The 11977-nt window shown below is 57.9% G+C and carries 11 protein-coding genes; 3 read left to right on the top strand and 8 right to left on the bottom strand.

Going from position 1 to position 11977, the window contains the following annotated elements; genetic code table 11:
* Position 1: 1 nt before the first annotated feature.
* Genes rng through B7L15_RS05325 form a run of 5 tightly spaced genes read right to left on the bottom strand, consistent with a single transcriptional unit; the run spans position 2 to position 4614 of the window.
* A complete protein-coding gene (rng, locus tag B7L15_RS05345) occupies positions 2 to 1465 on the bottom strand; it encodes a ribonuclease G (protein WP_085917974.1) in 1464 nt (487 codons plus the stop codon).
* A gap of 18 nt (positions 1466 to 1483) precedes the next feature.
* Complete coding sequence (locus B7L15_RS05340) at positions 1484 to 2083, bottom strand: Maf family protein (RefSeq protein ID WP_085917973.1); 600 nt, start codon at positions 2081 to 2083, stop codon at positions 1484 to 1486.
* A gap of 39 nt (positions 2084 to 2122) precedes the next feature.
* On the bottom strand, positions 2123 to 2608 hold the full coding sequence (mreD, locus tag B7L15_RS05335) for a rod shape-determining protein MreD (RefSeq protein ID WP_085917972.1): 486 nt from the start codon (positions 2606 to 2608) through the stop codon (positions 2123 to 2125).
* The gene (gene mreC / locus B7L15_RS05330) at positions 2608 to 3552 is read right to left on the bottom strand and encodes a rod shape-determining protein MreC (protein WP_085917971.1); all 945 of its coding nucleotides are present in this window, start codon (positions 3550 to 3552) and stop codon (positions 2608 to 2610) included. The genes mreD and mreC overlap by 1 nt, the downstream gene beginning before the upstream one ends.
* Before the next feature lie 24 nt (positions 3553 to 3576).
* Positions 3577 to 4614 carry a rod shape-determining protein gene (locus tag B7L15_RS05325; protein ID WP_066321157.1) on the bottom strand — a complete coding sequence of 346 codons (1038 nt, stop codon included), beginning with the start codon at positions 4612 to 4614 and terminating at the stop codon, positions 3577 to 3579.
* 228 nt (positions 4615 to 4842) lie between these two features.
* Between B7L15_RS05325 and gatC the strand changes: the two genes are divergently transcribed.
* The 3 genes from gatC (at position 4843) to gatB (ending at position 8111) form a co-directional block, all read left to right on the top strand.
* A complete protein-coding gene (gene gatC / locus B7L15_RS05320) occupies positions 4843 to 5130 on the top strand; it encodes an Asp-tRNA(Asn)/Glu-tRNA(Gln) amidotransferase subunit GatC (protein ID WP_085917970.1) in 288 nt (95 codons plus the stop codon).
* 66 nt (positions 5131 to 5196) lie between these two features.
* Positions 5197 to 6657, top strand: a complete 1461-nt coding sequence (gatA, locus tag B7L15_RS05315) for an Asp-tRNA(Asn)/Glu-tRNA(Gln) amidotransferase subunit GatA (protein WP_085917969.1) — start codon at positions 5197 to 5199, stop codon at positions 6655 to 6657.
* A complete protein-coding gene (gatB, locus tag B7L15_RS05310) occupies positions 6657 to 8111 on the top strand; it encodes an Asp-tRNA(Asn)/Glu-tRNA(Gln) amidotransferase subunit GatB (RefSeq protein WP_085917968.1) in 1455 nt (484 codons plus the stop codon). Before gatA ends, gatB begins: the two co-directional genes overlap by 1 nt.
* Before the next feature lie 42 nt (positions 8112 to 8153).
* Here gatB and sixA read toward each other — a convergent pair whose 3' ends face one another.
* From sixA to htpG, 3 genes are all read right to left on the bottom strand, one after another.
* Entirely contained in the window at positions 8154 to 8648 is a 495-nt protein-coding gene (sixA, locus tag B7L15_RS05305) for a phosphohistidine phosphatase SixA (protein WP_085917967.1), read from the bottom strand.
* Complete coding sequence (locus B7L15_RS05300) at positions 8641 to 9708, bottom strand: NAD(P)H-dependent glycerol-3-phosphate dehydrogenase (RefSeq protein WP_085917966.1); 1068 nt, start codon at positions 9706 to 9708, stop codon at positions 8641 to 8643. The genes sixA and B7L15_RS05300 overlap by 8 nt, the downstream gene beginning before the upstream one ends.
* A 264-nt stretch (positions 9709 to 9972) precedes the next feature.
* The gene (gene htpG / locus B7L15_RS05295) at positions 9973 to 11877 is read right to left on the bottom strand and encodes a molecular chaperone HtpG (RefSeq protein ID WP_085917965.1); all 1905 of its coding nucleotides are present in this window, start codon (positions 11875 to 11877) and stop codon (positions 9973 to 9975) included.
* Positions 11878 to 11977: the final 100 nt, after the last annotated feature.

The raw sequence follows: 11977 nt of genomic DNA, 5'->3' as shown, positions 1-11977 counted from the left end.
ATCACATCAACACAATATCGTACTGCTCTTGAGAATAGTGCTGTTCCACCTGAAAGCGTATCGTCTTATTTATAAATCCTTCCAAGTCCGCAACGGCAGCTGACTCTTCGTCCAATAAACGGTCAACCACCGGTTGGGAAGCCAACACCATGTACATCTCGGCACTGTAAGCGCGCTCTTCACGAAGAATCTCGCGGAAAATCTCGTAGCACACGGTCTCGGGGGTTTTGAGAGTGCCTCTACCACTGCAGGTAGGGCATGCTTCGCACAGTGTTTGCTCAAGACTTTCCCGGGTACGCTTACGGGTCAGTTGTACCAGGCCAAGCTCGGTGACACCGGTGCATTTTGTCTTCGCATGGTCACGTTCCAGCGCCTTTTCCAGCACGCGCAGCACCTGTCGCTGGTGTTCGACATCTTCCATATCGATAAAGTCGATAATGATGATGCCGCCCAGGTTGCGCAGGCGTAACTGCCGGGCGATCGATGTTGCCGCCTCCAGATTGGTCTTGAAGATGGTTTCTTCCAGATTGCGGTGCCCTACATAAGCACCGGTGTTGACATCGATGGTGGTCATTGCCTCGGTAGGGTCAATCACCAAATAGCCACCCGACTTCAACTGCACTCTACGGCCAAGTGCTTTCTGAATCTCGTCTTCGACGCTGTACAGGTCAAAAATGGGTCGCTCGCCAGGATAATACTCAATACGGTCCACCGCGTCGGGCATGAACTCCTCGGCAAACTCCACCAGCCTGACAAAATTTTCACGGGAATCGATGCGGATTTTTTCGATATCATCGCGCATCACATCGCGTAAGGTGCGCATGAACAGGGGCAGGTCATCATATATGACCGTTGCGGGCGCCGCCGAAATTTTACGCTCGCTGACCTTGCGCCATAGCCGCAGCAAAAAATGCATATCGCCGATAAGCTCTTCATCGCCCACCCCTTCAGCCGCGGTACGCACGATAAAGCCGCCGTTTACATCCAGCGTTTGCTCGCCGATGCTGTTATCCAGTAATGCCTTTAAACGCTCACGCTCACGCTCGTCTTCAATGCGCTGGGAAACACCGTGGTGGGGCGAATCGGGCATGTAGACCAGATAGCGCGAGGGAACCGAAAGATGCGTGGTCAACCGCGCCCCTTTACTGCCGATCGGGTCCTTGGTGACCTGCACGACCAACGCCTGGCCTTCATGCAGCAGTTGGCCAATGGTCTGCTGCTCGTCAACGGAGGTACCAGGGGCCATCACTTCCTGGGCATGGATAAAGGCGGCACGTTCGAGGCCAATATCGACAAAGGCAGCCTGCATTCCAGGCAGCACTCGTACCACCTTGCCTTTGTAGATATTGCCGACGATGCCGCGCCGACGGGAACGCTCGATGAGCGCCTCTTGCAATACGCCGTTTTCGACCAGCGCCACGCGGGTCTCCATCGGCGTCAAATTAATCAGAACCTCACCGCTCATGCAAAAATCCTTGTGGGTTTACGCGGGTAAATATCCATCCCATAACGGTACCCCCTGACGACGCAGCAAGCACGCTGTTTCAAAAAGCGGCAGCCCCACCACTGCCGAGTGACTGCCTTCAATCCCGGCTACAAACACCGACGCCAATCCCTGTATCGCATAACCGCCGGCCTTGTCCTCTGGCTCAGTCGTTTGCCAGTAGGCCGCTATTTCTACTTCACTGATGTCACGCAGCGTCACGCGGGTGGTCACACCACACGTCAACACGCCTTGGGGGCCGGTGACAGCGACACCGGTCAGTACCTGGTGCTCGCGCCCCGAGAGCTGGCGTAACATCCAGGCGGCATGCTGCTGACTCTCGGGCTTGCCTAGAATCCGCCCATCCACGACCACCGCCGTGTCGGCGCCTAATGTGGGTAGTGGCGTCAGGGCTGCCGCCGCTTGCGCCTTGGCCTTTGCCAAGCGTTCCACATAGCCCTCAGCGGACTCATTGGCTAACGGTGTTTCATCGATGTCGCAGGGCTGCACCTGCACCGCCACGCCGATCGATGCGAGCAGCGCGCGGCGTCGTGGCGATGCGGATGCCAAGCACAACACCGGCTCTGATTCCAACGCCATATCAGCTCCACGTCGATTTTCAGGCCGCCTTACCTGTTGTTAGCGGGCAAGGCGGCGCTGCAGGGCGGAAAACATCGTCGCAAGCCAAGGCCACAACGCGGCGCTGACCACCGACGAGGTTAAAAACGCCAGATGAATAGAGAAATCTCCCACCAGGCTGCGCAACCACTGGTCGACCAGCTGGACGAGCCCCAGCAGCACCAGCACCAGCAACGCCTGCTGGAGCAGTGAGTAGGCACGAAAACGGGCATAGACAAGTGCGCACAGAAACGCCAGCAAAGAGAACATGATGGCGTGATGACCCAGAGGGGTTCCCTCGATCAAATCCAGCAGAATACCTAGCACAAAGCCGTGGAACACCCCCACTTGATCGGGCTCGCGCATACACCAATAAATCATCATCAAGCCCAGCCACTCGGGTCGGAACACCTGCCACTCATCACCCAGCGGCATCACCTGCAGACACAGCGCCATCAGCAAGGTCAACCACACCACCACCAAAGGCGTTACCGGAACGCGGGGCATCAGGGCACCTCCTGGGAAGATGATTCATCGTCAGGGTTTGCCACCTGGTGAGCACTGCGTAACGCGTCGACCGAGACTCGCAGAGAGTCATCCCAATATTGCTCATCAGGCAGTTTTTGGGGCGGGGGGGAAAGCAACAGAAAATAGCGCGAGCGTTTCAACTGAGCCGTGGGCTCTGCGGTAACCTGAGCAAACGGCTGTCCAGGGTCATGCGCAACCTTGGTGACCCTGGCAACGGGGTAGCCAGGCGGAAACCGCCCTGCCAAACCCGACGTTGTCAACAAATCGCCTTCGCGGATATCCGCCGTGTTGGGCACATGCAACACATTCACGCGACCATAGCGTCCCGTGCCCTGGACAATGAAACGCAAACCATTGCGATTGACTTGCACCGGCAGGGCATGACTGGCATCGGCGACCAGCAGCACACGACTGGAGTAGGTCGAAACGGCGGTTACCTGACCGACCAGCCCCGTGGCATCAATGACCGGCTGGCCCACATAGGCACCATGGCGATGCCCGCGATCCACCACCATCTGATGACTGAAGGGGTCATTGTCGAGAGACAGCAGTTCCGCGGTCATAAAGGGGATATCGCGCTGCTGGGCAGCGCCTAGCAAACGGCGTAATTCAGCATTTTCCTTGGTGAGGTTTGCCATTTGCTGCCCACGGTGGGACAGCGTCAGAATTTGCTCACGCAGGCGCTGATTCTCATCAACGAGCGCTTGCTGGTCTGAAAACGCCAACGACCCCCAATCCAGAAGCCGGCTGGGAACGCCCACCACCCACTGGATGGGGGCTACCACCACTGACATCTGGGCGCGCACGTTTTCCATACGCGTAAAACGCTGGTCGGCAAACATCAACGCACTGGCAATCAGCACGCAGAAAAATAGCCGATATCCCGGTAAAGGACCATGCGAAAACAGCGGTTTAATAGGCAAATCCCCCGCAATTAACCGCTGCGATTAGTCGCTCGACAGCAACTCAAAAGTGTGCTGATCTATCATTTCGAGCGCCTTGCCCCCGCCGCGCGCTACACAGGTCAGCGGATCTTCCGCCACGATCACGGGCAACCCGGTTTCCTCAGCGATCAGCTTGTCGATATCACGCAGCAACGCGCCACCACCGGTCAGCACCAGTCCCCGCTCGGCGATATCAGACGCCAGTTCGGGAGGTGATTGCTCCAGCGCATTTTTTACCGCTGCGACAATTGAGCCCAGTGTCTCTTGCAGTGCTTCGAGAATTTCGTGGGAATTGAGCGTAAAGCTGCGCGGAATCCCTTCAGCCAGGTTACGCCCGCGCACATCGATCTCGCGAAGCTCGCCACCAGGATAAGCGCAGCCAATTTCTTCCTTAATACGCTCAGCCGTCGCTTCGCCAATCAAGCTGCCGTAATGACGGCGCACGTAGGCAATAATCGCTTCGTCGAAGCGGTCGCCACCCACGCGGATAGATTCAGAATAGACAATACCGTTGAGCGAAATAATCGCAATTTCGGTGGTACCACCGCCGATATCCACGACCATCGAGCCTTGCGCTTCTTCCACGGGAAGCCCGGCACCTATTGCCGCTGCCATGGGCTCCTCGATCAGATCCACCCGACGTGCGCCAGCCCCTTCGGCTGACTCGCGAATCGCGCGGCGCTCCACCTGTGTCGCCATATAGGGGATGCACACCAGAACGCGCGGGCTGGGTGTAATGAAGGTGCTTTGATGCACTTTACGGATAAAATGCTGAAGCATTTGCTCGGTGACGGTAAAGTCAGCAATGACGCCGTCTTTCATCGGGCGAATAGCCGTAATATTACCCGGCGTACGCCCCAGCATGCGTTTAGCATCGGCACCTACTGCCGCGACGCTTCGCATATTACCGGATTGACGGATAGCAACGACGGATGGCTCGTCAAGGACGATGCCACGACCGCGTACGTAAATCAGTGTGTTGGCCGTACCCAGGTCGATCGATAGATCGCTGGAAAACAGCCCCCTCAGACGTTTGAACATGGATGTTGATACCTAGTGCAGACTGGGAACCCTGTGCGGATGCAAACGGTATCACCGCAACCCCCTGGCAGCAAGCACGAGTCGCGCCAGACACTGCCCGTTTGCGCCAAGATGTGGTACATTTTGCGGCTATTTTACACATCTGCGATACAAGACGTTATTACGATGACTGACTGTATACCGCGTAATGCGGGATATGTTCCATCACCTTCGCGAGGAATTTCGAACATGGCGCTTGAAGACTCTCATGTGCGCCGGGCCGCCCACCTAGCCCGGATCGCCGTCAGCGATGACCAAGCCAGCAGTTTCGTAGAGGACCTGAGCCGCATCCTGGACATGGTCGACCAGCTGCAGGTCGTCAATACCGACGGCGTCGCGCCCCTGGCCCATCCCCTCGATGCCACCCAGCGCCTGCGCGCCGACGAAGTCACCGAAACCAATCAGCGCGACACTTTCCAGCGCTGCGCCCCAGCGGTTGAAAACGGTCTGTACCTGGTGCCCCGCGTCGTCGAATAGCGCATCACTCAGGGCATAAGCCACCTTTTCAGCCTTATCTTTTGCTTCGAACGGAGCTCTCAGGTCATGCACGACAAGACACTGACGCAACTCGCCAACGCGCTGGGCAGCGGTGAACTATCCAGCCGCGAGCTCACTGAGCACTACCTGCAACGCATACAACATAGCGGTGCAACACTAAACAGCTTTATTACCGTCACCGCTGATCAAGCGCTGGCACAGGCCGATGCCGCCGACCAGGCGCGCGCCAACGGCAACGCCGGATGGCTGGCCGGTCTACCGCTTGCCCTGAAGGATATCTTTTGCACCCAGGGCGTTAAAACCAGCTGTGGCTCCAGAATGCTGGACAACTTTACAGCGCCTTACGACGCCACCGTGGTAGAAAAGCTCAAGGCGGCGGGCACCGTCAGTCTTGGCAAGACCAATATGGACGAGTTCGCCATGGGCTCCTCCAATGAAAACAGCTACTACGGCCCGGTGAAGAACCCTTGGGACTTGAGCGCCGTGCCAGGAGGCAGCTCTGGCGGCAGCGCGGCCGCGGTGGCCGCAGGCCTGACGCCGGCGGCCCTCGGCACCGATACCGGCGGCTCGATTCGTCAGCCAGCGGCGTTCTGCGGTATTACCGGCCTCAAACCGACCTATGGACGCGTTTCCCGCTACGGCATGATCGCCTACGCCTCCAGCCTTGACCAGGCGGGCCCCATGGCACGCAGCGCCGAAGACTGCGCCCACCTCCTGAACGTCATGGCTGGCCACGACGTGCGCGACTCCACCAGTGTGGCCCGCGGCGTGCCCGACTATGCGGAAACACTCAATGCGCCGCTTTCAGGACTCAAAATCGGCCTCCCTCAAGAGTACTTCGGTGAAGGCCTCGACCCTGACGTCGAGAAGGCAGTTCGTGAGGCCGTTCGCGTCTATGAGTCGCTGGGCGCCACGGTGCGGGATGTCAGCCTGCCTCACACGCATTACGCCATCCCCGCTTATTACGTTATCGCCCCAGCCGAAGCCTCTTCCAACCTGTCTCGCTTTGATGGCGTGCGTTTCGGCCACCGTTGCGACAACCCCAGCGACTTGATCGATCTTTACAAGCGTTCGCGGGCTGAAGGCTTTGGCGACGAAGTACAGCGCCGCATCCTGATCGGCACCCATACCTTGTCAGAGGGCTTTTTCGACGCCTATTACACCAAGGCGCAGAAAGTTCGCCGCCTGATTCGCCAGGACTTCCTGGATGCCTTTGAAGATGTGGACGTCCTGATGGGGCCTGCCTCGCCGACACCGGCTTTTGATCTAGGCGCCAAGAAGGACCCTGTATCGATGTACCTGCAGGATATCTATACGATTGCCGTCAACCTGGCGGGCATCCCGGGCATAAGCGTTCCCGCCGGCTTCGTGGGCCGCCGGCCCGTCGGCCTGCAGATACTGGGCACCCACTTTGCCGAAGCCCAGTTGTTAAATGTCGCCCACCAGTTCCAGCAAACGACCGATTGGCACTTGCAACGCCCTGATTTTGCCGAGGAGAGCGCCTGATGCAATGGGAAACCGTTATTGGGCTAGAAGTCCACGTTCAACTTGCCACCCACTCGAAGATTTTCTCCGGCGCGTCAACGGCTTTCGGCGCTGAACCGAACAGTCAGGCCTGCGCGGTCGATCTGGGTCTGCCTGGCGTGCTGCCGGTACTCAACGAACAAGCCGTGGCCATGGCGGTGCAGTTTGGCCTGGCCGTGCATGCCGATATCCCTGAAGTATCGGTGTTCGACCGTAAAAATTACTTCTATCCCGATTTGCCGAAGGGTTATCAGACCAGCCAGATGTATCACCCCATCGTGGGGCCCGGTGAGGTAGAGATCGCCCTGGATGATGACACCACCAAGCGGATTCGTATTCACCACGCCCACCTGGAAGAAGACGCAGGGAAATCCCTGCACGAAGATTTCCACGGCATGACGGGCATTGACCTTAACCGCGCTGGCACACCGCTGCTCGAGATCGTCTCCGAGCCGGATATGCGCAGCGCCAAAGAAGCGGCTGCCTACCTCAAGGCGATTCATTCAATTGTCACCTACCTGGGGATTTCCGACGGCAACATGGCGGAAGGCTCGATGCGTTGCGACGTTAACGTTTCGGTGCGCCCCAAGGGACAGGAAGCCTTTGGCACCCGGGCCGAAATCAAGAACGTCAACTCTTTCCGCTTTGTGGAACGCGCCATTGCCTTCGAAGTCGAGCGGCAGATCGAACTGATCGAGGACGGCGGCAAGGTCGTCCAGGAGACCCGCCTGTTCGACCCTGAGCGCGACGAGACACGCAGTATGCGTACCAAGGAAGAAGCCAACGACTATCGCTACTTCCCCTGCCCAGACCTGCTGCCAGTGGTACTCGACCAGGCCTACCTGGACCATCTTCGCAGCCAGCTACCGGAGCTGCCTGCTGAAAAGCGCGAGCGCTTTCAGCAGGCACTAGGCCTATCGGCCTACGATGCATCCGTGCTTTCCGCCAGCCGCGAAATGGCAGAATATTTCGAGGCAGTCCACCGCGCCTGTGGCGATGCCAAACAGGCAGCCAACTGGGTGCAGGGTGAGCTGTCCGGCGCGCTCAACCGCGAAAACCTCAGCATCACCAACAGCCCGGTCACTGCCAGCCAACTGGGTGAGCTGGTTCAGCGTGTGCTTGACGACACCATTAACGGCAAAGCCGCCAAACAGGTCTTCCAGGCACTTTGGCACGGCGAAGGCGCCAGCGCCGATGCCATCATTGAGGCGAAAGGGTTAAAGCAGGTCACCGACACCGGCGCTATCGAAGCAATGATTGACCAGGTGATTGCCGACAGCCCCGCTCAGGTGGCCCAGTATCGTGACGCCGAACCCGAGAAACGCGGCAAGATGATTGGCTATTTTGTCGGCCAGGTCATGAAGGCATCCCGCGGCACCGCCAACCCTCAGCAGGTAAACGGCCTGCTAAAAGAGAAGCTTGACGCACTGCTGTAAATATCGCTGTTGGTTGGAAAACGGCCGCTTATGCGGCCGTTTTTAGTCCAACTGGCCAGGATGCAGAAAACGCGTCAACTGCGCGCAGCCTTTTGCCCATACCGGTGCAGTGAACTCGGCAAGCCCGGCGGTGGGAAATCCCACGCCGCGGGCTGAACGACCGTCGACCAGCGTTTCAGCAAGCTCTCCTACCAGCGGCATATGGCTGACCAGAATCAGTCGTTCATCGCTTTGCTCGAGCAGCCAGTCGATGACCGCTTCGGGTGCGTCGTCCGGAGTAATCAGCGGCAGGGTTTCTACCGGCACCGACAGCGCCTCACTCAACCGGGCAGCTGTCTGCTGAGCGCGACGATAGGGACTTGCCAGCAGCCTCGGCGGCGCCCCTCTCTGGGCCGCTATATGCGTGGCCAGCCATGCCCCGACCTTGGCAACTTCCTGCTCGCCGAGCGGCGTCAGCGTTCGCTGTTCATCTGGCCGCCCGGGGCCGGCTTCACCGTGGCGCATTAGCCAGAGTTGCTGGGTGGATGAATCATTCATGCCAATGTCCTGTTTCGCGGTGGGCTTGCTGGACGTCCTCGCGCGGCAAGATGAATTCCACGTCGCTACTTTGCTCGCCCATCATTAACGTACGTGCCATGTCCTCAGCGGGCACACCGTCAAACAGCACATGGTAGAGTCCTTCCGCCAGAGGCATGTAGACGCCGATCTCGGCCGCTTTGGTACACACAAGCCTGACAGTATTGACACCTTCCGCCACCTGGCCAAGCGCATTGATGGCTTCATCCAGCGACCGGCCCTCACCGATGGCGTAGCCGACGCGGTAGTTACGCGACAAGTCTGACGAGCAGGTGACGATTAAATCCCCCACCCCGGCAAGACCCAAAAATGTCATGGGGTTAGCCCCCTGGGCAACAGCGAAACGGCTCATCTCGGCCAATGCCCGGGTCATCAGCATGCTGCGGGTATTCTCACCCATGCCGAGCGCCGCGGCCATGCCCGCGGCAATGGCGTAGATATTTTTCAGCGCCCCACCCAGTTCGACACCGTGTCGATCATTGCTGGCATAGACACGGAAGTAACGGCAACCAAGGGCCTGCTGAACCCGGGTACGAGTCAGGGCATCGGCGCTGGCGATCACCGTGGCAGTGAGCTGTTTATCGGCAATTTCCGAAGCAAGGTTGGGGCCCGCAATTACCCCAATATGGGCAAAGCCGGTTTCCTGTTCGAGCACTTGGCTCATCAATAAAAAGCCGGATTGCTCAATCCCCTTGGTGGTGCTGACCAGAATTTGCTCGGGCCTTAGCCACGGCTTGGCCGCCTGAACAACACTGCGAAAGGCCTGGGACGGAATCGCAATCAGCACCAGCTCAGCGTTGTGCAGCACCGTTTCCAGATCGGTGGACGCCTGTACAGCGGGGTTAATGGCATAATTCGGCAAATAGCGGCCGTTGCGTCGCTCCCGGTTAATCTGTTCCACCAGCGCTTCATCACGCATCCATTGACGCACCTGCGCGCCATTGTCAGCGGCAATGCTTGCCAGGGCAGTGCCAAAACTACCGCCGCCCAATACGGCGACCTGAATCTGCTGCTCAGCCATGGGAATCCCGGATAGTTGGTAAGCGAAAAACTAGAAGTCCTAATTAACGTCATGAGCGAAGGCCGGACAAGGCGTAATTAGCCAAAAAAGGACCGGGCTCGCGTATGAGTTTACACGTAGTAAATCAGTATTTGGATCGGACTCGCGCACGAAGCTAATTTCAACGCAGTATGGGCAAGCGCAATCGTTAATAAGGGTACGAAAAAACAAACGGCCCACTTGGGATCACTCCCAAGGGGGCCGTTATACGCCGTTAAGTGAGCGTTATGCCGCCAGCACCCCATTGAGGCGCTTCACGTAGGCAGCCGGGTCATCCAGATGGCCGCCTTCCGCGATAATCGCCTGATCCAGCAGGATGTGTGCCAGGTCGGCAAACAGTCCATCTTCAGCACTTTCCAGGCGCGCAACCAGTGAATGACTGGGATTCAGCTCCAGAATCGGCTTGACCTCGGGCAACGGCTGCCCGGCGGCTTCCATGATGCGGCGCATCTGATAGCCCATTTCATGCTCTGGAAGCACTACGCAGGCTGGCGAATCCGTCAGGCGGTGGGTCACTTTGACATCCTGCACACCTTCACCCAGCGCTTCCTTGACGCGCTTGACCAGTGACTCCTTGGCTTTGGCGGTTTCTTCCTGCTCTTTTTTCTCGGCTTCATCTTCCACATCGCCAAGGTCAAGCTCGCCTTTACCCACGTCAGCGAAGGATTTGCCGTCAAATTCGGTGAGATGGCTCATCAGCCACTCATCAATGCGGTCGGACAGCAGCAGTACTTCGATGCCCTTTTTACGGAAGATTTCCAGATGCGGGCTGTGCTTGGCGGCATTAAAGCTGTCGGCCACCACATAGTAGATTTTCTGCTGCCCTTCTTTCATCCGCGCAACGTAGTCGGCCAGCGAATGTTCCTGGGCGGCCGTATCGGTGTGGGTCGAGGCAAAACGCAGTAAGCCAGCGATTTTCTCGCGGTTGGCCGCGTCTTCGCCCGGGCCTTCCTTGAGGACGCTACCGAAGGTGTTCCAGAAGGTCTGATACTGCTCGTCGTCTTTGGAAAGCTTCTTGAGCATATCCAGTGCGCGCTTGGTCAGGGCGCCCTTGATCTTGTCGACTTTGGGGTCCTGCTGCAGCAGCTCGCGGGATACGTTGAGCGACAAGTCGCGAGTATCCAGCACACCTTTGATGAAGCGCAGGTAAAGCGGCAGGAATTGCTCGGCGTCGTCCATGATGAAGACACGCTGAACGTAGAGCTTCACACCACGGGCACCGTCGCGGTCGAACATATCAAACGGTGCACGACCGGGCACAAACAGCAGGCTGGTATATTCCAGCTTGCCTTCCACTTTATTGTGGCTCCAGGTGAGCGGGTCGCTAAAGTCATGGGCGACGTGTTTGTAGAACGCCTTGTACTCGTCATCCGAAATATCGCTCTTGGGGCGCACCCAAAGCGCCGTGGCTTCGTTGACGGTTTCCCAGGTGGTCACTTCGCTGCCTTCGACCGGATTACCCTCATCGTCCTTGGCAGTTTCGGTCTTGGGCATGCGAACCGGTACTTCGATATGGTCCGAGTACTTACGCACCAGGTTTTGCAGACGGAAGTCGTCAGCAAATTCTTTGGCGTCGTCTTTCAGGTGCAGGGTGATTTCGGTGCCGTGCTGCTCAAGATCGATGTCGGCGACGGTGAACTCGCCTTCACCTTTCGAGCGCCATTCCACACCAGTGCTTACATCTTCGCCGGCCTTACGTGTGCGAACCGTTACATCATCGGCGACAATAAAGCTGGAATAGAAACCCACGCCGAACTGACCGATCAACTTGGCGTCTTTCTGCTGTTCACCTGACAGCTGCTTGAGGAACTCGGACGTACCGCTACGCGCAATGGTGCCCAGGTTGGCAATCACATCATCGCGCGTCATGCCGATACCGTTGTCGCGCAGCGTTACCGTTCCGGCGTCGGCATCGTGCTCGATTTCGACACGTAGCTCGCTGTCGCCTTCGTAGAGCCCATCGTTGTCCAAGGCCGCGTAGCGCAGCTTGTCACAGGCGTCGGCAGCATTGGATATCAGCTCGCGAAGGAAAATTTCCCGATTAGAGTACAGCGAGTGAATCATCAGATTCAGCAGCTGCTTAACTTCCGTTTGAAAGCCAAGGGTTTCTTCGTGGGTCGTGTTGGACATTCGCTCAGCCCTCGTTGATCTCGGTACGTAAAGCGCCTCGCCAAGTTGGCAAAGGCATAAAAGTCGGTGTGAACGAGATATGGGGCTGAGGGAAAATTTT

The sequence above is a fragment of the Halomonas sp. CSM-2 genome (assembly GCF_002119345.1).
GTDB lineage: Bacteria > Pseudomonadota > Gammaproteobacteria > Pseudomonadales > Halomonadaceae > Vreelandella > Vreelandella janggokensis.
The sequence above is the reverse complement of the archived record's forward strand: the minus strand, read 5'-3'. Positions and strand labels throughout refer to the sequence as shown.